Source organism: Nocardioides sp. CPCC 206348 (assembly GCF_048654705.1).
Lineage (GTDB): Bacteria > Actinomycetota > Actinomycetes > Propionibacteriales > Nocardioidaceae > Nocardioides.
In genome coordinates this window covers 67750-68689 of the sequence record NZ_JBMCZA010000195.1, presented here as the reverse complement: position 1 = coordinate 68689, position 940 = coordinate 67750, and the positions used below count along the sequence as shown (strand labels likewise).

Below are 940 nucleotides of genomic sequence, written 5' to 3'. Positions count from 1 at the left end.
CAGAAGTTCAAGGAGATCAGCTACCGGCACGCGGAGGCCTACCAGACCAGCGAGCTCAAGCACGGTCCGCTGGCACTCATCTCGACGTCCCTGCCGACGGTCGCGATCGTGCCCGACGACGAGCTCGTCGAGCGCAACGTCGCTGCCCTGCACGAGATCAATGCCCGCGGTGGCCCGCTCACGGTGGTCACCCACGCCAGCGTGGACCTCGGTGACCTGTCGGGCGTGGTCGAGCGGATCGACGTACCGCGCAGCGAGCGCGAGCTGGACCCGATCCTGTTGACGATCCCGCTGCAGCTGCTGTCGTACCACGCAGCGCTGGAGCTGGGTCACGACATCGACAAGCCCCGCAACCTGGCGAAGTCCGTCACTGTCGAGTGATGAGGAGCGAGACCAGGACCGGATGGTGGTCCGAGGGCAGCGGCGCGAGGTAGCGGGAGCCGTCCATCCGGTAGTCGACCTCCCAGGTGGCCACGTGCGTGCGGGCCGGCGCGAACACCCGATCGATGTGGTTGCCCCACCTCCACGACGTGCGGGGCGTCGTGCTCGTCCCGCAGGCGGAGTTGCGGTACGGCCGGGACAGGTAGCGAGCCGCCTGGTCGTAGGCGTCGTCCTGGCCGTCGGAGTGCATCCGGTTCAGCGGGGTGTCCCTGGCGCGGCTGCGGGTCGAGTTGAAGTCGCCGGCATAGACGATGGGCGAGTCGGGGAAGGTCGCCTTGACCGTGTCCGCCAACAGGTCGGTCTCGAGGCCTCGTCGCGTGTCGCCCGCTGTGTCGTCGCCGTTCCAGAGGTGCGCGCTGACCACGACGACCTTTTGCTGGGAGGCCTTGTCGCGCACCTTCACCCAGCACGCGCCGTGGACGGGGTCGTCGTACTGTGTGAAGAGAAGACCGCCAGCGGTGCCCGGCACGACCTCGTACGTGGCGTCGCGGACGAACAC

General features: G+C 68.4%; 2 protein-coding genes. One reads left to right on the top strand and one right to left on the bottom strand.

What is annotated here, in order from left to right:
* A partial coding sequence (locus tag ACOADB_RS18045; RefSeq protein WP_378601479.1) for an SIS domain-containing protein occupies positions 1 to 381 on the top strand: 381 nt, incomplete at its 5' end.
* On the opposite strand, the gene ACOADB_RS18040 is transcribed toward ACOADB_RS18045, so the two are convergent.
* Positions 368 to 940: endonuclease/exonuclease/phosphatase family protein (locus tag ACOADB_RS18040; RefSeq protein WP_378601477.1), on the bottom strand; the 573-nt coding region annotated here is incomplete at its 5' end. The two genes, ACOADB_RS18045 and ACOADB_RS18040, sit on opposite strands and share 14 nt — an antisense overlap.